At 35.5% G+C, this 18767-nt stretch carries 18 protein-coding genes; 11 read left to right on the top strand and 7 right to left on the bottom strand.

Annotated features, from left to right (window positions below; all coding sequences use genetic code 11):
* Positions 1 to 3 precede the first annotated feature (3 nt).
* From CAI20_RS06590 to CAI20_RS06320, 6 genes are read right to left on the bottom strand one after another with little or no spacing between them, the layout of a single operon-like run.
* Entirely contained in the window at positions 4 to 156 is a 153-nt protein-coding gene (locus tag CAI20_RS06590) for a hypothetical protein (protein ID WP_167495310.1), read from the bottom strand.
* A gap of 1 nt (position 157) precedes the next feature.
* Positions 158 to 1690 (bottom strand): AAA family ATPase, encoded by a 1533-nt coding sequence (locus tag CAI20_RS06340; protein WP_149168975.1) that lies wholly within the window; start codon positions 1688 to 1690, stop codon positions 158 to 160.
* Positions 1691 to 1737: 47 nt separating this feature from the next.
* Positions 1738 to 2253, bottom strand: a complete 516-nt coding sequence (locus tag CAI20_RS06335) for a hypothetical protein (protein ID WP_149169015.1) — start codon at positions 2251 to 2253, stop codon at positions 1738 to 1740.
* Positions 2254 to 2285: 32 nt separating this feature from the next.
* A complete protein-coding gene (locus CAI20_RS06330; protein WP_149168974.1) occupies positions 2286 to 3092 on the bottom strand; it encodes an AAA family ATPase in 807 nt (268 codons plus the stop codon).
* A 21-nt stretch (positions 3093 to 3113) separates the two neighbouring features.
* Positions 3114 to 3926, bottom strand: a complete 813-nt coding sequence (locus tag CAI20_RS06325; RefSeq protein ID WP_149168973.1) for an ATP-binding protein — start codon at positions 3924 to 3926, stop codon at positions 3114 to 3116.
* Between the two features lie 56 nt (positions 3927 to 3982).
* A complete protein-coding gene (locus CAI20_RS06320; protein ID WP_246111594.1) occupies positions 3983 to 4498 on the bottom strand; it encodes an RNA polymerase sigma factor in 516 nt (171 codons plus the stop codon).
* 217 nt (positions 4499 to 4715) lie between these two features.
* Here CAI20_RS06320 and CAI20_RS06315 point away from each other — a divergent pair, with 217 nt between their 5' ends.
* Positions 4716 to 6770 (top strand): AAA family ATPase, encoded by a 2055-nt coding sequence (locus CAI20_RS06315; RefSeq protein WP_149168972.1) that lies wholly within the window; start codon positions 4716 to 4718, stop codon positions 6768 to 6770.
* A 927-nt stretch (positions 6771 to 7697) separates the two neighbouring features.
* Positions 7698 to 7835, top strand: a complete 138-nt coding sequence (locus CAI20_RS06740; protein WP_019236431.1) for a hypothetical protein — start codon at positions 7698 to 7700, stop codon at positions 7833 to 7835.
* Positions 7836 to 8249: 414 nt separating this feature from the next.
* On the opposite strand, the gene CAI20_RS06305 is transcribed toward CAI20_RS06740, so the two are convergent.
* Positions 8250 to 9272 carry a virulence RhuM family protein gene (locus tag CAI20_RS06305; RefSeq protein WP_149168971.1) on the bottom strand — a complete coding sequence of 341 codons (1023 nt, stop codon included), beginning with the start codon at positions 9270 to 9272 and terminating at the stop codon, positions 8250 to 8252.
* A gap of 516 nt (positions 9273 to 9788) precedes the next feature.
* Here CAI20_RS06305 and CAI20_RS06300 point away from each other — a divergent pair.
* The 9 genes from CAI20_RS06300 to CAI20_RS06260 all read left to right on the top strand — a co-directional run bounded on the left by CAI20_RS06300 (position 9789) and on the right by CAI20_RS06260 (position 18745).
* On the top strand, positions 9789 to 10244 hold the full coding sequence (locus CAI20_RS06300; RefSeq protein ID WP_149168970.1) for a crossover junction endodeoxyribonuclease RuvC: 456 nt from the start codon (positions 9789 to 9791) through the stop codon (positions 10242 to 10244).
* A gap of 103 nt (positions 10245 to 10347) precedes the next feature.
* Complete coding sequence (locus CAI20_RS06295) at positions 10348 to 11553, top strand: DNA modification methylase (protein ID WP_149168969.1); 1206 nt, start codon at positions 10348 to 10350, stop codon at positions 11551 to 11553.
* 28 nt (positions 11554 to 11581) lie between these two features.
* Positions 11582 to 12061, top strand: a complete 480-nt coding sequence (locus tag CAI20_RS06290) for a hypothetical protein (protein WP_149168968.1) — start codon at positions 11582 to 11584, stop codon at positions 12059 to 12061.
* Positions 12062 to 12064: 3 nt separating this feature from the next.
* A complete protein-coding gene (locus tag CAI20_RS06285; protein WP_149168967.1) occupies positions 12065 to 13549 on the top strand; it encodes an ankyrin repeat domain-containing protein in 1485 nt (494 codons plus the stop codon).
* Complete coding sequence (locus CAI20_RS06280) at positions 13546 to 15372, top strand: phage terminase large subunit family protein (protein ID WP_149168966.1); 1827 nt, start codon at positions 13546 to 13548, stop codon at positions 15370 to 15372. Before CAI20_RS06285 ends, CAI20_RS06280 begins: the two co-directional genes overlap by 4 nt.
* A gap of 1 nt (position 15373) precedes the next feature.
* Positions 15374 to 15598: a gpW family head-tail joining protein gene (locus CAI20_RS06275; RefSeq protein WP_143688727.1), complete on the top strand. Its 225-nt coding sequence runs from the start codon at positions 15374 to 15376 to the stop codon at positions 15596 to 15598.
* Positions 15595 to 16299 carry a glycoside hydrolase family 25 protein gene (locus tag CAI20_RS06270; RefSeq protein WP_236514948.1) on the top strand — a complete coding sequence of 235 codons (705 nt, stop codon included), beginning with the start codon at positions 15595 to 15597 and terminating at the stop codon, positions 16297 to 16299. Before CAI20_RS06275 ends, CAI20_RS06270 begins: the two co-directional genes overlap by 4 nt.
* Positions 16296 to 17702, top strand: a complete 1407-nt coding sequence (locus CAI20_RS06265; protein ID WP_149168965.1) for a phage portal protein — start codon at positions 16296 to 16298, stop codon at positions 17700 to 17702. The genes CAI20_RS06270 and CAI20_RS06265 overlap by 4 nt, the downstream gene beginning before the upstream one ends.
* Positions 17702 to 18745, top strand: coding sequence for a S49 family peptidase (locus CAI20_RS06260; protein WP_149168964.1), 1044 nt, complete (start codon positions 17702 to 17704; stop codon positions 18743 to 18745). The genes CAI20_RS06265 and CAI20_RS06260 overlap by 1 nt, the downstream gene beginning before the upstream one ends.
* Positions 18746 to 18767 lie beyond the last annotated feature (22 nt).

The raw sequence follows: 18767 nt of genomic DNA, 5'->3' as shown, positions 1-18767 counted from the left end.
ATGCTACTGGCCTGCTATAGCCATCAACACATATCTTATCGCATTCGGACTATTATAAGAAAGGCTATACCTCAGATTTGATGGCATATTTTTATTCTCTATGAGCTTTAGCCTTCCTACAACGACAAAGCTTTTTGAAACCCTATTCTTTTGCATACTAAATACCGCAAACTTGTGAATACCAACTGCCATTAACCTTACTGATAAACCTTGTCGGCAAGGACTGACCATTTTTTGACTCAAACATCAACTGGCGAATATTTTCCTCTTCGATTGGTTTTAACATGAGCATACCAGAAGTATAAACATTTCTTAAACTGCTTGCACCACTTAAACTTTGAAAAGGATTTTCCTTAGGAAGCTTTTTATTAACATTGTGAGTTAAGATAACTCCTGCACTTGGGTTAATTGTAGAACGTAACTTTTCGACTTTTTCCTGCAAAAAGGAATACATAACATTGTTGTCATTTTCATTTCTATAGTTAAAGACATTGCGTAAAGAGTCAATAACGATAACATCTACCTCTGCTGGGTTGAAAAATTGTTTCACGGTATTATAAACTTTACTCTCGTCAAGTAGTAAATTAGTATCAGATGTAATAGCAAAGTTATTGGCAACTAAGTTCAAAAGTTTGCTGTCAATCTTAAGTTGTTGTAGTCTCTCACGCATATAGTGATAGCCAACATCAGTTTGTAGATAAAAGATTTTTAGAGGTTTTGCTGGTACCATATCAAAAAATGGAATACCTGCTGACATATTAGCAAGCCAAGAAATCAAAAAATCAGTTTTTCCCACTTTAGGAGTACCACCAAGTACTAATAATCCACCTGGTATTAAGATTCTTGGGGAAATTATATCTTTTGGTATTGGTGACTTATCGTTTAAATACTGCTTTACAGAAAAAGCTGAGATGTTTTCTTTAACTACTGGATTGGTTGATATTAACAGCTGGTTTATATCTATTTCTTCTACAATAGCATCAAGAGCACTCCATCCACTCTTTTTACCTTCTGGAATGTTTAGAATAGAGCACTTTAGGTTACTCAGCTTATTAGCTATTTTTTCAGCATACTGCTTACCTACTTCATTATTGTCTGGCCAAATGATGATCTGCTTTCCATTAAGAGGTGAAAAGTCTGTCTGATCAATTGAGTCAAACATCACTGTTGTTGCTGTGATACCATGATTTGTTAATTTTTCAGCACATTTTTCGCCTTTTACTATAACTACTCTGTCTGATTTTATGATTTCAGGAATGTTGAAAAGTGGCTTTGAATTACTACTGCGCGTTTTAGTATTCCAAGCATAACAACTGTTATCATTATAAAGATAGACATAAATAATGTCTTTGCCGTTTTCATCACGGTAAATGAATCTTTCAGCATTGAGCCATTTTGATATTAAGCCAATAACGTCAAAAAGTTTAGTTTTACCAGTAACAAATGCCCAAAGACTGATGATATCTCCACTTTTACCGGTAACTAGGCTAGACCAATTTCCTGCCTTCATGTCGACTACGATTTGGTCCTTTTGTAGATCAGCAATACAAAACTTTTTTTTATAGAATTTGCCATTAGGAAAAAGATGAGAAATGCATGCTTTAATATTATGAAGTAGCAGTGATCTAATTCCTAAAACATCTTCAGAATCTTTCCACAAAAAGTTTTCTGTAATACTCCAAAAATCCATATATCCCCCATATTTACTTTTTTACTATTTTTTTACTTTTCAATTTTTTAATTCCAATTAACTGTTGCCTTCATAAAACTTGCGTAACTACTATATTCTGGAGTAATCACTGAGATGATCTTATTTTTTTCACCATATCCACTAGTTTCCGTGCCAATCTTAACTAAACATTCCAGGCCATTTAGTTCTGAAATGGATTTAATTTTACGGGCAAGATTTGCTTCTTCTCGATCATCATGAGGATAGATATTGCGAGCTGACTCCAAAATACTCCTAATCATCGAACGACCCATTTCTCCCCAGACATCTTCTCCATTTTCGTTGAGTTTACTCCCTTGAATACCAAAGATTTGATAGATCTTACGTTTTGAGTATGGTCCTTCTACCACAGTAAATTCGAGATTTAAGTAAATGCTGCCAGTATTTTTACTTTTCGTGAGTAAGCCATTTGGTTCATGGCCTCCAGGACAAATTTTAACCAATACTTTTGCTATGGTACCCGCTTGTATTAAGCTACTTCTTGGTTTTGCAGTATTAAAATCAGTTAAAAAATCTGTTAGCATATTGTTCCCCATAAATTAAGTAAAAAAAAGAATCAGCTGCTCCATTGGTCTACAAGCTCCCAACGGCCATTTATCTTATCGACAAGCTTGCTTGCCACACGTTCACCATTACGCAGTTCAAATACTATCTGACGTACAGTACTTTCTTCATCATGAGAAAACATCACCATGCCAGTACTATAAAATCCCCTCAAAGAACCAGCTCCGCTTAAACCCTGAAATGGATCTTCTTCCAGCATCTTTTTTGATAATTTTTTTGTATGATGAGTGAGTACAATACAAGCATCTGGATTGACAGCACTGCGCAGCTTTTCAAGAGTCTTTTGCAGAAAAAACAGCATAGCACTATTATCATTTTCATTTCCATACTCGCTACTAAAGATGTTACGTAATGGATCTATGGCCAAAACATCAGGTTTAAAGCGTTCATTCACAATTTCCTTCATTTCACTTATTTCATCATGATTAAATGATAAGTGCACCTTTGGTGTAATGATTAAGTTGTTAGCAGCTATATCCAAAAGTTCCTCATCAAGTTGAAGTTGTTGCAAACGTTCTTTCATATATTCATATTCAATTTCAGTTTGCATGTAGAAAATTTTCAAAGGTCTATTTGGTGTCATACCAAGAAATGATCTACCAGCAGCCATGTGGACAAGCCAAGAGATCAAAAAGTCACTCTTGCCAATTTTAGGTGGGCCACCTAGTACTAACAAACCTCTTTTAGTTAGAATTCTAGGGGAAATTATATCTTCTGGTATTGGCGATTGATCATTCAAGTATTCTTTCACACTGAAAAAGGGAATTTTTTGACCGATATTGAAAAAGCTTTGTTCCATAATAATTTCTCCAATTTTTAATTAAATAATAGGAGCCAAAGTTTTGGCTTTAATTTTCGCAAGTAATTTACCTAAATGCGGTTCTTCAACCATATTCAGGCAGCCACTGCGATCTTTAGCGGGATATCCCCAAGAGTTAATAGTCTGACAGACAAATGAGCGAACCTCTGTACCATCATCTTTCTTGATTCCAACCATGCTAATTACTTCATCAACAATACCTGGAATTTCACTAGCAGTTTTAGCCCCTTCACATTGAGGTAGCCAGGTTGAACGATTACAGTCATCGAGATATTGACCTAGTGTGCCAACTATGATGATGTCTTTATCTCTGATGTGTTGAAATTGATTGAGCCAAGCCATCATTTCTTGAGCAAGCATTCCGTAAGCAGCTCTCATGTCTTGCTTTCCACTTCTTTCAGAAAAAGCTTCAGGTTGCATTTTTGCCCATAATAGACATAAACGTGAAGCAACAGTTATACTATCTACAAAGATGCATCGGTATTTAGAAACTTCAGAAAGAAGATCTTTATACTTGCTAGATACATGTTCATGGTGTCTTTGGCTGTATGCTTGATCAGATTTTAGTGCAGGGTTTGGCCCACCAATAAGACAAGCAATATCTCTGGCCTCATTCCAAGTGCGCATATTGATAGAATCCCCTTTCCAGTCTTGTACAGCTAAAAGTCCTGCTTCAAAATCAAGACAAAGTGTTGGTTCATTCAAAGTTTTAAGCAGACTGGTTTTGCCAATTCCATAAGGTCCAAAGATTACTACCTTCACGCCTGTTACTATTTTTACTCTTTCTTTGCTGTTTATTATTTTTAAGGTCATATATCGTGGCCCTCCTATAAGAGTTATACTAGAACTGTTACTTGTTGTTTGATTTGCTAAAAAAAATTTTTTATGTGCCGTCTTATTCGTTGCAAAGTGTTATAAACTGTTGTGCGTGGTATTCCATTTATTTCAGCTATTTCTGGAACACTGAAAAATTCCAGTTGTCTGCATAGTACTTGCCATTCTTGGGGTAGTGTTGAGATAACATCGTTCACATCAATACGAGTTGTGATTTCAGTGATAAAACGACATCTATCATCAACTACTTCATGTAGATCATCAGGATCAACATAGAATATACCTTGTCTGCCACCACGTTTTTTACAGAGTTGCTTATTGATTAAATTAATAGCTCTACACTTAACAAGTTGACATACAAAGGTAGAAAAAGAGCTTCTACTTTCGTCATATTTCTCAATAGCAGGCCAAATCATACAGAAAAGTTCTTGCTCAATATCTTCAAGACTTTCATGCGCAAAACACTTTAAGTTCTTTATACATTTTGCGTAATGTCTAACGTACTTGACAATTATGGGATCAATTCCTGAGTAAGAATTCTTTGATTTCATTAAAGCTCCTTGAATAATTAACTATCAAGGATGACCTTTATAGACGGTTAATTGCAGGTTCAGAGAAATTTAAATAATTACGGTACGATTTTTAACCTGTTGATATTCGCTTGCTTTTTTTTGAGAATAATTGCGGTAGCATTTAAAATAATGTCGATGTAAACATTAGCCTTCAAAACTTGAATAACTCTTATGTAAGGTTGTTTATGGTTTTATTATGAATATCGATTCTAAATCTTTAAATGATAAAACAGAACTATTGCTTAACATAAGATCTTGCCTTTTTTACCTTTTACCAAGAGGAACTTTCCGTGGAGATAAGTTTTACGTAGGTGATGTGCATGGTAATAAAGGAAAAAGTCTGGTAGTAGAATTAAGTGGCAGTAGAGCTGGGTTATGGAATGATTTTGCAACTGGAGAAGGTGGTGACATTATCAACCTTTGGGCAGCTGTACATAGAAAGAATGCAAGGACAGAGTTTCCTGAGGTAATAGCTTCAATAAGTGAATGGCTCGGAAATAATAAAAAATACAGAGAGAAACAATATGTTGATGAAGACTTTGAGAAATTTATTACCTGTAGTTGGAATTATTATGATGAAAATGGCCAGGTCATTGTAAAAGTTTACCGTTCTGATCCTCCTGGAAAGAAAAAAGTATACAAGCCTTTTGATGTTAAGCGAGGCATATATGGTGCACCAGGAATAAGGCCACTCTACAACATTCCAGAAATCTTAAAGTCTGATAAAGTTATTCTGGTTGAAGGAGAAAAATGTGCAGAAGCGCTGATAGAACAAGGAATTGTAGCTACAACAACAATGTCTGGAGCAAACGCAGATGTTGATAAAACAGACTGGTCGCCCCTAAAGGGTAAACATATTATTATATGGCCAGATAATGATGAAGCAGGTAATAAATACGCAAAAAATGCTGAAAAAAAGCTTTTAGAGATCGGAGTTGCATCACTTGTTGTTCTTAATATTCCACAAAATAAACCAAAAGGCTGGGATGCTGCTGATTGTGTGTTAGAAGGAATAAGAGCTTCTAAGTTTATTGAAAGGAGGTTAAAGAAAAATGATAAACTCAATATTTTAGATTGGAATCTCAGCCGTTATTTAGGTGAAGTACCAACACAAAAGTTCCTAGTTGAAGGGTTATTTCCTTTAGGCGTTACTTCAATAGTAGCTGCTATGGGAGATACAGGCAAAGGAATGCTACTACTTGATTTAGCTCTCAAAGTTGCAAGTGATACAGATCAGATCTGTGGTTTTGGTTCGCTTGTAAAAGAACACGGATCAGTGGTAATTTTTTCAGCAGAAGATGATGCAGATGAGATACATCGTCGCTTAGAACGTCTTGATCCTGAAGGTAATAGAGCAAAGTACCAGGATCGTGTATTTATTGTACCTATGCCAAACACAGGAGGACCATTTTCTATAATAAAAACCAATACGCGTGGTAAATGTCCTGAAACTTCAGAAAAATTTGAAGGTATTAGCGAACAATTAAATGCAATTGAAAATTTAAAACTGATTATTTTTGATCCATTAGTATCGTTTGTTCATGCTGATATAAATTCAGATCCAGAACTTGGGTGGTATTCAACAGGATTGCTTGCAAGTTTGGCAACTGAAACAGGAGCGACTGTAATTGCTGCACATCATATGAGAAAACCTAAATGTGGATCAATTACAACCGTAGAACAAGCAAGAGATGCAATAAGAGGTACAACTGCACTTGTTGATGGAGTTAGATGCTCTTTTGCATTATGGCCTGCACCAGTAGAGCATCAAAATTCAGTGTGTAATACACTAAAGCTTGAAAGAACTCATAGTAAAATTTATCAGGGAGCAGTGGTTAAGTCCAATGGGGCAGCAGACAGAAGTGTAAGAACTTATTTGCGTTCATCAACAGGCTTGCTAGAAGATATATCTGAACAAATTAATGCTATTAAGTCCTCTGATGAAGAGTTAAAAAATATACTTATTCACTACATTAAACTTTCAGCCCACGAAGGCCATCCATTTACGCATACAGGTGGTCCTGGAGTTTTCAAGCAACGGCATAAATTACCACCCATGTTTCATAATGCTAGCAGACATAAACTTGAACGTTTAGTACAGAGTTTGCTAAATGAAAATAAGATAGTAAAAGGTATGGCTGCAGATTCAAAAGAAGATAAGTGGCTTGATGTTCCAACTGGTCCTTTTGCAAGAGGTGAAGGTAAATTTAAGCTGGGTGCAGGGAAATTCAAAGTTGCTAATAGTCTTTAAAAACAGTTTACAGCCATCAGCATAAATCTGCTATAATAAAAGGTTAATTACAAACTTGAAAAAACTTTTATTAAAAAAATGGGTCATACAAAAAGCATTTAAGCCAAACTGGGAATACAAATTTCGCAACTATAGGCAAGCTTGATGTATTTCATTACTTTGGCTAGGCCGATCTGAGTTTTATAGTTTCCGTGATTTCCGGCAAAATTTCAAAATAAGGAAACAGAAATATAATACACCTAAACCATTGAAATTCAGTATTTTTATCCATTTAATATCTATAAGACTTTATCTTTCCAGTTCCAAAAGACTTAATGAATCAGATCGCCATAAAACCCGCTACAGTAGCTAGCTTTCCACTTTCCGAAAATCTTATATATTATTATAATATGTAAATAACACTATACATATATATACTAATAACAAATAATAATAAACAATATGAAAATATAATGAGGTTAACTAGAATTAAAGTAATGCTTAGGGGGTGAAGAAAAAAGAAGTTAGGGGAACTGGAAAGGTCTTAAAATATTCATAAATACAAGAAATAGCTTTTAATGCGGATTTAAAACGATTCTATGACTTTGGGGTACAATTATACCACCAAGACCTAAGTTGCTTACGTAGAATAGCTTAAAACTCAATTACAAGGGACTTCTAAATTATTTTCTACTTTAAATTTTTACTTGTTATAAAAAAACTTCATTTTAGTTTATCACGTCTTTTATTCGTTGTAAAATATTTTTTCAAACAGGCAAAGTAGTCGTCAACTGATGTTTGAATTACGTATGCTATTCCATCAAAATATATAGATAAAATCAATAACTGCTGGCATATGATTGATTATGAATCACAGAGGCTTATAAATATGGTCAAAAGTTAGATGCAGAACGTTCTCGTAGACATTTTTACACTTGTGTTGAAGGTATGGAAGAGAAAGTTACAAACCAACTAAATAAGGATATTACAGTGTATGAAAAGATTTTACCAACCGATTACAAATCGCCAGAATATGGAAGTATTGTGCCAGTTGAAGATTCAAACATTTGGCTTTACTATAATTAGATCTCAGCTACAATACCAGACTCCAGAACTCTTCAGTCTTGGCAGAATCTGGTGCAGTTTATGAGATCTGGTACTTTCTGCTAGCAAAAAAATGATGTATTTTCAATAGTTTAAGGGTTGACAGATTTCTGAGCTGTAATCTGGTTTAGGTGGCAAAAAACTTAGGAATATTGAGGGATTTTGACCAGTTTTCAGTTTCCAAAGTTTTCTATTATTATATAATAATAAGTAGTATGAATTAACATATACTACTTTCATCTTACTACTCAAAAAACTTAACTTCTGCGAAAAGGTAAAAGCCACTACAATTAAGTTTCAAAGCGATTCTACAACCCACCAAGACCTATGCAAGATAGCTTAAAACTCAATTAAGAGGCATTTCTAAATTGTTTTTTACTTTTATGAAATTTAGCCCTAAGTTTTTACACTTTTTTGATCAAGACTTTTCTTTTCTTCCACCAATTTATCAAAGTCTGACTTGTATGAATTATCCTGTGTTTTTCTAAATACCTCATATTCTTTTGTAGCTAGGGCAATTGCTACTTCATGAGAGGTTTTGCCATAATTCTGTAATATATCTTGCTCATTAAATCTTAAAAATGCATCAAGTTTCTCTTTCCAATCCTTCATATACATTACTTTACCCCTGGCAGCTTGAAACTCTGCGTAATCTATATACATATTTACTATTCTGTTTAGCTGAGCAATTTCATTTTTATCTAAATAGTTTTTTGCTACTTGCGTGTCAGAAAGAAAGATTTTTCCCTTAGGCCCCTTACGCCAATTTGTTAATCCCATATTAGGTTTACTTCTATCCACTCTGTTAGCAATAATTTCTGCTGCTGTATTTCCAGTAATAGCAAAATGCAATTTATTCTGCACTATAGCAAAGAAATTTTTTGTTTCAGTTGAACAGCTTGCATAGTCTACTGAAGTTGCATAAATGTCTGTGATTTTCTGATAAGCCATACGCTCACTTGCACGAATTTCTCTAATTTCTTCAAGCAACTCATCAAAAAACCGAGTGTCAAATCTAGAGCCATTTTTAAATCTATTGCTATCAATCACGAAACCTTTGAAAATATACTTCTTTAGCTTATCAGTTGCCCATGTACGAAAAGCAGCACCACGCTCTGAATTGACACGATAACCAACTGATATCACAGCCTCTAAATTGTAGAAAACCACATCACGTTTTACTTCTCTTTCTCCCTCTTTTTGAACTATCGAGGATTCCTCGGTAGTTGAGTTTTTATCTAGTTCTTTACATAGATAAATGTTCTTTAGGTGCAATGAAATATTATCAGTTGAACAGCCAAATAACTCAGCCATATGTTTCTGAGTAAGCCATAGATTTTCATTTTCAAATCTAACTTCAATACATACCTTTCCATCATCTGTTTCATAGAATAAAATTTCATTATGATTCCTGTTCATACACTTCCTTTAACACCCTTTGAAAAGCAAATAAAAAGTACTATTAATGATTAGATTGATATAAGTAAACTTACAGGTAAGTTTAACATCGTTTTTATTCATTGTAAAGAAAAAATTTGTATGAAGGAGAAAACTCACTTTGCAACAGCTTTCATAAGTTCCTTGTATCTCTCATCTTTTTTTATTGAGTGTTCCCAGAAAACCTTTAAATTAGCTGATAGCAAGAGAAACAAAGTGTTTGCTAAGTTGCGTAATTGAGAAGAAATAACTTAACTCAAACAAAAAAAATTTAGTGCAAATCAAATTTCCAACCTCATTTCTAGTATATATCTGTTAAGAGGTAGTTGAAAGAGCTACTATAACGTAGACAACCTTAATCCATATACTTCTTAGGAGTAGCACATGATTCTCGAATTTCCGTTGTTGGCCTACAAAAAAACTATAAACCGCTTTTTGATAGTACGTTCGAGGAACCAAACGATATTTTGGAATCAGTGCTACTTATAGTTTTAAATAATGTCAATCCTAACACTGGACCTCGGTAAACAGACAGGCTGGGCAATTCTAACAGATGGAGTAATTGAAAGTGGAAGCAAAAGTTTTCATGGTAGTCGTTTCAGTGGTGGTGGAATGTGTTTCTTGAATTTTCGTAATTGGCTTAACTCTTTGAGAGACATTTCTGCAGTGTATTTTGAAGAAGTGAGAAGACATCTAGGAACTGATGCAGCGCATTGCTATGGCGGTTTTCTCGCAGTTCTGTCTGCTTGGTGTGAAGAACATCATGTGCCATACAAAGGTGTTAATGTTAAAACTATAAAACGCTTTATAACAGGCAAAGGCAATGCAAGTAAGAGTGAAGTTATTGAAGCGATACGTGAAAAAAGTTTTTTACCTAGAGATGATAATGAGGCCGATGCTTTGGCATTAATGTTCTATATTAGTAAAGATATTAATAAGATGAAAAATCCATAAAAAGTGGGTCCTTTCGGCCATATTGGCGGGTTTGGTGGGTTCGACCTCAGGCCTTCTTTAGCGTCAGAGATATTTTGAATATTAACTTTTTAATTATTAAGATATGAATTTAGCAATCCACTACTATCCTGTTGAAAACCTCGTCGAATATAAGCGTAATCCTCGTAAAAATGATGATGTAGTAAATAGAATGTGTGCTTCAATCAGGGAATTCGGCTTTCGTATTCCAATAGTTGCAAAAAGTGATGGAACTGTGGTTGATGGTCATTTAAGACTTAAAGCAGCAAGAAAGCTTGGTATGGAGAGTATTCCAGTGGTTTTAAGTGATAATTTAAATGAACCACAAACCAAAGCTTTTCGATTACTGGCCAATCAATCAGCTAATTGGGCAAAGTGGGACGATGAGCTTTTAAAAGTGGAAATTCAGGAGCTAGAAGATTTACAGTTTGATCTTAAAATGACTGGATTTGAATTAGAAAAAGTTCAACGGTTTCTCGATGATTTTGATGGTGAAAAAGAAGATTTTTCTGACTTAGTTGTTGATGACAAAAAAGTAACAAAACCAGGTGATTTATGGATTTTAGGTGATCATCGAATCTACTGTGGTGATAGCTCTGTAGTTGAATCATATAAAGCGCTGTTAGATGATAAAATGGCAGACATTACTGTTTGTGATCCTCCATATAACGTTGACTATGGTAGCAGTCAAGACAAAAAGATATTAAACGATAATCAAGGTGAAAAGTACGAACTTTTTCTCTACGACATCTGTTCCAATATTTTAGCATATACGAAGGGAGCAATTTACATCTGCATATCATCATCAGAGTTTTCAACGTTGCAAAAAGCATTTGAGGAGGCAGGAGGAAAATGGTCAACATTTATCATTTGGGCAAAGAATCACTTTACGCTAGGCAGGTCTGATTATCAAAGACAATACGAAGCAATGCTCTATGGATGGAAAAGCGGTAATAAACGTGAGTGGCATGGAGGAAGAAATCAAAGTGATTTGTGGTTTTATGACAAACCAGTGCATAACTCATTACATCCAACAATGAAGCCAGTAGAGCTAATGGAGAAAGCAATAGTTAATAGCAGCAGACCTGGGGATACTGTACTTGATCCATTTAGCGGTTCTGGCAGCACACTGATTGCATGCGAGAGAACAGGAAGAATTTGCAGAACAATAGAGCTAGATTCAAAATTTGTAGATGTAACCATAAAACGTTGGCAAATATATACCGGAAGAGATGCCCTTTTAGCCAGTACTGGTAAAACTTTTGCAGAAATTCAAGAAGAAAATTCGTAAAAAGGAGCAAAAAGAGAGGAGGAAAAGAGTGGAAAAAATCACGCAGACGGAATGGGCAAGAGAGATAGGAGTATCAAAGCAATATGTCTGTTATTTAGTAAAAAAAGGAATAGTTGAGTTGGAGGATGGTTTGATCAATAGAGAACAAGCAAATGAAGCGGTGGCAGCAATAAGAGATCCAAGTCAGCCACTTAGGAGGAAAAATCCAGAAAACGAAAATACAAATAACCTTTCTACAATGTTGCTAAAAACGCGAATAAAAAATGAGATGGAACGTGGTAAACTGCTTGAGGCGAAAGCTAAGGCTGAGATTGGTGAACTTGTAGCAGTAGAGGAAGTAAAGCGCGATGCATTTAATGTAGCAAGAGTTGTCCGTAATAATCTGCTTAATATTCCAAATAGAGTTTCAGCGCTGCTTGCATCACTGAGTGACACTGAAAAAATTCATGGAACATTGACCGAGGAAATTACAAACTCACTTGAAGAGTTATCTAATATTAAATTTTAAATAATGGCTGATAACTTAAGTTTAGAATTAATAAAATGCCTCATCAATCAACCTGGATTAGATGTTAATGTTAGAGGATTAAATGGAAAAACCCCACTACATTGCGCTATAGAGTTTGATGAATTAAGTATGGTGGATCTGCTACTCACAAAAAAGAATATCAATCCTTTTGTAGAAGATAATGAAGGTAAAACATCTCTTGATTACGCCAAAGAAGCGAAAAAAGCAGAGATATTACAAGCGCTAATTAGTAACAAATACGGGTCAGAACAAGATAGCTTACTTCATTTGGCTGCAATGATAGGTGAAGTGAATGCAGTTAGATATTTGATAGGAAAAGGTATTGACGTTAATGTACGAAATGCTTTGCATCATACTCCATTACATCTAGCAGCAGGCATAGGACATGAAAATGTTGTCAAAATTTTAGTGGAAGAAGGAAAAGCCGAAATAGATGTCTTTGATGCACGAAATCAGACACCAATGCACTATGCAGTTAATAATAAAAAGTTGGAGATAGTAAAGTTACTGCTAAAGCTAGGAGCAGATGTAAATAGCGCGCGCATGGGACAAAACTCAATGAAATTGTCGCCTGTGCATATAGCTGTAAGTAATACTAATTATGATGAAAGAGACTTATGTCTTGATATCCTCAAATGCTTAATAAGGGAGCCTAATGCTCAAGTAAATTTGCAAGACTACGAAAATAAAACACCTCTACATTACGCTGAAAGACTTAAAACAATAGAGGTCTTACTAACTCGAGAAGATATAGACCCTCTGGTAAAAGACGATAGCGGCAAGACACCATTTGATTACGCTAAACCTGAGATAAAGAAGGCTTTGATGAGTAATAAGTACGGTTCTGAAAAGAATAGTCTACTCCATTTAGCTGTACAAACGGGAGAAATTGAGATTGTAGATGCAATTTTAAAAGAAGAAATCGATATTGATATTGTAAATAATAAAGGTCTATCACCGATTTACCTTGCTGCGGAAAAAGGGCATTTACATGTAGTAAAGTTATTGCTGAAAAAAGGAGCAAATTATACACCTGTTCTGCACTTAGCAATCAAATCAAACAATTTAGAGTTACTCAAAGTTTTGTTTACTGAAAAAAATGGGGCATTGCTCTGCAGAGATACCGTTGTTAATTTTCCAACCATTCATAATAAATATATAGCACAGAGAGAAATAGCAGATAAAAGGATGAAAAAACATAATAATATTGTCTGCATCTATGTTTCAATTAGTGCAATAGCAGTAGCGGCATATATAGGTTTAACGGCAACAACAATAGGCAGTGCAATCATTTTTGCAACAATAACAGGAGTATTTGCGCTTGTTATAGCAATAATGATAAGTGAGATGAGCAAAAGATATATAGAAAAGGAATTTCAGAAAAAGATGTTTATGGAATTGGAGGAGTGTAGTTCTACTGTTAATGATGTCGAGATAGAACCAATTATGAGTAGATGCAGACAATGATATACGCCACATCTTTTTCTGAAGGTTTAAGACCAGATCCACTACTTAAAGTATCAGAGTGGGCGAATGAGTATCGAGTTCTAGCATCAACTGCAGCATCAGAGCCAGGTAAATGGAGAACAGAAAGAACTCCTTATTTAAAAGAAATAATGGATTCACTATCACCATCTTCACCTGCAGAAAAAGTAGTATTCATGAAAGGAGCGCAGATTGGGGGAACAGAAGCTGGTAACAATTGGATTGGCTACATCATAGATCAGACACCAGGTCCAATGCTGGTAGTACAGCCAACAGTTGAAATGGGAAAGCGTTGGTCAAAAGGAAGATTTGCGCCACTGATTGAAAGTACACCATGTTTAAAAAGTAAAGTAAAAGACCCAAGGTCAAGAGACTCAGGAAATACTGTGCAAAGTAAGGAGTTTCCAGGTGGAATAGTAGTAATAACCGGAGCAAATAGCAGTGTAGGACTTCGTTCTATGCCAGTAAAATATCTCTTTCTTGATGAGATAGATGCATATCCAGGAGATTCAGGAGGAGAAGGAGATCCAGTTTTACTCAGCATAGCTCGTACCAATACATTTGCACGGCGAAAGATTTTTTTAGTATCAACACCAACGATTCATGGAATAAGCAGAATTGAGAAGGAATTTGAAGCAACAGATAAGAGATATTTTTTTGTACCATGTCCGCATTGTAATTACTATCAAGTTCTAAAATGGTCACAAATAAAATGGGAAAACAACGACTCAAGAACAGCACATTATGTCTGCACTGAATGTAGCAGCAAAATAGAAAATCATCAAAAGACAGAGATGCTTGAGCGTGGAGAATGGAGAGCTACAGAGGCAAAAGAAGGGGAGAAAAAAGGATTTCATCTTTCAAGTCTTTATAGCCCAGTTGGTTGGTATAGTTGGCAACAAGCAGTAGAAGATTTTCTTCATGCAAAAGAAAGTGAACAATTACTAAAAGTATGGATAAATACTACGCTTGGAGAAACGTGGGTAGATAAAGGAGAAGTACCTGATTGGAAGCAATTATTTAACAGGAGAGAATTTTTTCAGATTGGCACAGTACCAAAAGGCGAAGTAGTTCTCACAGCAGGAGTAGATGTCCAAAAAGATCGTCTAGAGGTGGAAGTTGTAGCATGGGGAAAAAGTCGTGAAAGTTGGTCAATAGACTACCGAGTATTTGAAGGAGATACAGGAGGTAGAGAAGTATGGGGAAAGCTTTCGGAGCTCCTCAATCATCATTTTATCGGTGAAAATGGGCTTGAATATATGATAAGTATGATGGCAGTAGATGCTGGATATGCAACGCAAGAAGTATACAACTGGGTAAGAGGTCATCAAGGATCTGGAAGAGTAATGGCAGTTAAAGGTGTAAATAAAGCCCTAGTGCCACTTAGCAGCCCAAGTAGAGTTGATATAACAGTTGGTGGTCAAAAGCTAAAAAGAGGAATAAAGCTCTGGCCAGTAGGAGTATCGATATTAAAGTCAGAGCTTTTTCAGCTACTTAATATTTTAAAAGAAGAAGAGAAAGTGCCAGCAGGATATTGTCATTTTCCTGAGTATGCACCCGAATATTTTAAGCAGTTAACGGCAGAGCAATTAGTCAGTAAGGTAGTAAAAGGATACACCAAACAGGAGTGGCAAAAGGTAAGAGAAAGAAATGAAGTGCTAGACTGCCGAATTTACGCAAGAGCAGCATCTATTGCGCTTGGAATCGATCGTTGGCCAGAGAGTAAATGGAATAGTTTAAGTGAAAAGCCAGAAAGCAAAAAACCTAAAAAAGTGAGACAAAGCAAATGGTTGAATGAGAAGTAAGATGTACAGCGAAGAGTATTTAATTCAAGTCGAAGAAGCGATAAAGAAACTACAAAACGGAGAGCGAGTAGTATCAATTGCATATGGTGACCATGTGGTGAGATATGCTGAAGTTCAGATAAATGACTTGCTGAATTTACGGCAACGTATTAAGGCTGAACTGAAAGTTGCAGGTATGAAGCCTAAACGAAAGATTATTTTTGCAACAAATAAAGGAGTTATATGAGGGAAAATTTTCTGAGAAAAGTTGTAAAAGAGGAATATTCTGAATTTTTAGAGCAATTGAAAACTTTCATAAAACTATGGGACAATAGAGAGAGTTCAGTAAATGGAATAATAGATTTGTCACATTGGCAAGAAAATGTGGATTTTGAGTTAGCTAAAGAGAGTGGTATAGTTGGAGTAATTCATAAGGCAACGCAAGGAACAGAGTACATAGATTCAAAATACAAAGAAAGAAGAAAAGAAGCTGAAGACTTGGGTCTATTATGGGGTTCATATCATTTCGGTGTAGGGGAAGATGGAAAGGATCAGGCAAATCACTTTTTGAATACAGTGGGTAAAGCTAAAAATACAATTGTTGCTCTTGATATTGAAGAGAACGAAAGTGGAAAAAATATAGAACCAAGACAAGCAGAAGATTTTATTAAAAAAGTTCAAGAAGAAACAGGGCGTTCACCTTTAGTGTATGGAGGTGCTAAATTTTTGAAAGATTTTGCCACACCAATTTTGACTAAATGTCCATTATGGATAGCAAGATATGGAGATCAACCTGTTTTACCGCAAGGCTGGAATAAGTGGATTTTATGGCAATACACCGACGGTAAAAATGGTCCAGAGCCACATGAAGTAAGTGGAATCGGAAAATGTGACAGAAATAAATTTAACGGCACATTAAAAGAATTAAGAGAATTTTGGTTAGTATGATGCTGAAAAATTTCAAACAACTATTTAGCAAGCCAAAAATCAAAAGTTCAGCATGGGATGCAGCAGGGTCAGGAAGAAGATTTTTTCACTTTCAACCAGAGTTAGGAAGTATAAACAATTTGCTGTCTCAAAGCCTTGAAACTTTACGTAGTAGATCACGTGATATGGTGAGAAAAAATCCATATGCAGCAAATATTATTGATACAATAGTAAGTAACTCTATTGGAACAGGAATAAAGCCGCAATCAAAAGCAAAGAATGCAGAATTTAGAAAGAAAGTGCAAGAATTATGGCTAAAATGGACAGATGAAGCAGATAGTAACGGAGTAAGTGATTTTTATGGTCTGCAGGCTCTAGTATGCAGAAGTATGATAGAGGGAGGAGAATGTTTTGTACGTTTAAGAACGAGAAAGCTGGAAGATAGATTTTCTGTACCATTACAACTGCAAGTACTTGAGTCTGAACATTTAGACAATAAAACAAATCAAACTTTAGGAAATGGTAATGTAATAAGAAACGGGATTGAGTTTAACAGGCTTGGGCAAAGAGAAGCATACTACCTATTTAAAGAACACCCTGGTGAAAATACCTTTGGAGAGTCAGTAAGAGTGCCAGCAAACGATGTTTTTCATATCTATAGACCACTAAGACCTGGGCAAATTAGGGGAGAACCATGGCTTTCGAGTATACTTCTGAAACTTTATGAGCTTGATCAATATGATGATGCAGAATTAGTAAGAAAAAAGACAGCAGCGATGTTTGCAGGGTTTATTACAAGACTCGATCCTGAGACAAATATTTTAGGAGAAGGTGAAAGTAATGAGCAAGGAGTAGCACTATCAGGTTTAGAGCCAGGAACAATGCAGCTTTTAGACCCAGGAGAAGATATAAAATTTTCAGAGCCATCAGATGTTGGAGGAAGTTATGAAGCGTTTATGAGACAGCAACTCAGAGCAATAGCGATTGGTACAGGGATAACATATGAGCAGCTAACAGGAGATTTAACCGGTGTTAATTATTCATCCATTCGAGCAGGGCTGATAGAGTTTCGCAGAAGGTGTGCAATGTTACAGCATAACGTGATAGTGTTCCAGTTTTGTAGACCTATTTGGAATAGATGGCTAGAATTAGCAGTGCTTTGTGGAGAACTAAGTATAGATGAAAAAGTAGTAAAAGCAGCGAAAGAAGAAGTGAAATGGATACCACAGGGATTTGATTGGGTGGATCCTTTAAAAGATCAACAAGCACAGCAAATGGCAGTAAGGAATGGCTTCAAAAGTCGATCGGAAGTAGTATCAGAAATGGGTTACGATGTAGAAGAAATAGATCAAGAAATAGCAGAAGATAAAAAGCGTGCAAATAGTCTCAATTTAATGTTTGACTCTGATTGCAAAGGATTATGATGCTCTTAGGAAAACCATTAATGCTTGAACCAAGGAGTTTTGAGCTATTGTCATTAAACAATCAAAAACATCCCACGTTTAAAAACATAAAGCACTCCATCAAAAGTAACGTAGAAAGAACTGCAATTATACCAATTCATGGAATCTTGACGAAAAAACCAGGTGCGTTTGATGAAATGCTTGGGATGACATCATATGAGCAAATAGAAGAACAAATTGCACAAGCATTAGCAGATAGTAGTATAGAGACTATTTTACTGGACATAGATAGCCCAGGAGGAGAGGTAAATGGAGTATTTGACTTAGCTGATTTTATCTATAGTGCAAGAGGAAAAAAGAGGATAATAGCGATAGCAAATGATGATGCATATTCTGCAGCGTACGCTATAGCTTCTAGCACTGAGAAGGTATTTGTGAGTAGAACTTCAGGAGTAGGAAGTGTTGGAGTAATAGCAAGTCACATAGATCAAAGTAGGTTTGATGAAAAGCAAGGTATTAAGTATACCACAATCTTTGCTGGTAGTCGAAAGAATGATTTAAATCCACATGAGCCAATGACGTCTGAAAGTCTGGGAAGCTTACAAAAAGAAGTAGACCGACTATATGAAATGTTTTTGCAGCTAATAGCAAGGAACAGAGGTCTTTCAATTGAAAAGATTCGATCAACAGAGGCAGGGCTATATTTTGGGGAGAAAGCAGTAGAAATAGGCCTTGCAGACGGAATGACAATTCTTTCATCTATTAATAAAAATAGGAGTATTACTATGAATGAACAAACTACAAATGACCTAGAAACTGATAATTTAACCAAGTATCGTACTGAAGTTCTTGAATTAATACGTTTATGTAATTTATCGAAGATGCCAGAAAAGATAGGAGAATTTATTGAGCAAAGTGTAAGTGTTGAGCAAGCAAGGGAGGTTTTAATGGAATTACTTGCAGAGCGAACGAAAAAGACAGAGATACTGAGTGCAATACCACAGAATTCAGAAGAAGAGTTGATGATGCAGGTAGCGAAAAGTCGTGCGCAATCAAACATTTAAAGTATGTGTATAACCGCCGTGT

The sequence above is a fragment of the Wolbachia endosymbiont of Chrysomya megacephala genome (assembly GCF_008245065.1).
In the GTDB taxonomy this organism is placed as follows: domain Bacteria; phylum Pseudomonadota; class Alphaproteobacteria; order Rickettsiales; family Anaplasmataceae; genus Wolbachia.
Note: the sequence above shows the minus strand (reverse complement) of the source record. Positions and strands in the feature narration are given on the sequence as shown.

What these genes read in the sequence shown, in the direction of transcription:
- CAI20_RS06295 (WP_149168969.1), top strand. Translation starts at nt 10,348, where the DNA reads ATGAATTTAGCAATCCACTACTATCCTGTTGAAAACCTCGTCGAATAT.
- CAI20_RS06265 (WP_149168965.1), top strand. Translation starts at nt 16,296, where the DNA reads ATGATGCTGAAAAATTTCAAACAACTATTTAGCAAGCCAAAAATCAAA.
- CAI20_RS06275 (WP_143688727.1), top strand. Translation starts at nt 15,374, where the DNA reads ATGTACAGCGAAGAGTATTTAATTCAAGTCGAAGAAGCGATAAAGAAA.
- CAI20_RS06280 (WP_149168966.1), top strand. Translation starts at nt 13,546, where the DNA reads ATGATATACGCCACATCTTTTTCTGAAGGTTTAAGACCAGATCCACTA.
- CAI20_RS06300 (WP_149168970.1), top strand. Translation starts at nt 9,789, where the DNA reads ATGTCAATCCTAACACTGGACCTCGGTAAACAGACAGGCTGGGCAATT.
- CAI20_RS06590 (WP_167495310.1), bottom strand. Translation starts at nt 156, where the DNA reads ATGCAAAAGAATAGGGTTTCAAAAAGCTTTGTCGTTGTAGGAAGGCTA.
- CAI20_RS06305 (WP_149168971.1), bottom strand. Translation starts at nt 9,272, where the DNA reads ATGAACAGGAATCATAATGAAATTTTATTCTATGAAACAGATGATGGA.
- CAI20_RS06335 (WP_149169015.1), bottom strand. Translation starts at nt 2,253, where the DNA reads ATGCTAACAGATTTTTTAACTGATTTTAATACTGCAAAACCAAGAAGT.
- CAI20_RS06330 (WP_149168974.1), bottom strand. Translation starts at nt 3,092, where the DNA reads ATGGAACAAAGCTTTTTCAATATCGGTCAAAAAATTCCCTTTTTCAGT.
- CAI20_RS06315 (WP_149168972.1), top strand. Translation starts at nt 4,716, where the DNA reads ATGAATATCGATTCTAAATCTTTAAATGATAAAACAGAACTATTGCTT.
- CAI20_RS06325 (WP_149168973.1), bottom strand. Translation starts at nt 3,926, where the DNA reads ATGACCTTAAAAATAATAAACAGCAAAGAAAGAGTAAAAATAGTAACA.
- CAI20_RS06340 (WP_149168975.1), bottom strand. Translation starts at nt 1,690, where the DNA reads ATGGATTTTTGGAGTATTACAGAAAACTTTTTGTGGAAAGATTCTGAA.
- CAI20_RS06260 (WP_149168964.1), top strand. Translation starts at nt 17,702, where the DNA reads ATGCTCTTAGGAAAACCATTAATGCTTGAACCAAGGAGTTTTGAGCTA.
- CAI20_RS06270 (WP_236514948.1), top strand. Translation starts at nt 15,595, where the DNA reads ATGAGGGAAAATTTTCTGAGAAAAGTTGTAAAAGAGGAATATTCTGAA.
- CAI20_RS06285 (WP_149168967.1), top strand. Translation starts at nt 12,065, where the DNA reads ATGGCTGATAACTTAAGTTTAGAATTAATAAAATGCCTCATCAATCAA.
- CAI20_RS06320 (WP_246111594.1), bottom strand. Translation starts at nt 4,498, where the DNA reads ATGAAATCAAAGAATTCTTACTCAGGAATTGATCCCATAATTGTCAAG.
- CAI20_RS06740 (WP_019236431.1), top strand. Translation starts at nt 7,698, where the DNA reads ATGGAAGAGAAAGTTACAAACCAACTAAATAAGGATATTACAGTGTAT.